This is a genomic window from Campylobacter sp. US33a, from assembly GCF_004378855.1.
Classification (GTDB): Bacteria; Campylobacterota; Campylobacteria; order Campylobacterales; family Campylobacteraceae; genus Campylobacter_D.
The window spans coordinates 1-244 of record NZ_RYYL01000056.1 but is presented as its reverse complement, the minus strand read 5'-3'; the positions used below and the strand labels follow the sequence as shown (position 1 = coordinate 244).

Here is a 244-nt window from a genome sequence, read left to right as displayed (position 1 = left end):
CTTTCTAACTTCATCAGCAACAACGGCAAAGCCTCTACCATGTTCTCCTGCTCTTGCAGCTTCAATAGCTGCATTTAAAGCTAAAAGATTGATTTGATCTGCAATATCTCCAATAATACCTGTAACATTCTTAATCTCTTCAGATTGAGTGATAACATCACTAGTTTTAACTGAAACATTTTGCATAGAAGAAGTAATCTCTTCTAAAGCAGCTGCAGTCTCTTCTAAAGAAGCTGCTTGAGAA

The 244-nt window shown here is 36.5% G+C and carries 1 protein-coding gene; it reads right to left on the bottom strand.

Annotated features, from left to right (window positions below):
- The coding region (locus ELQ16_RS09880; protein WP_243832631.1) for a methyl-accepting chemotaxis protein at nt 1–244 on the bottom strand (244 nt) is incomplete at both ends.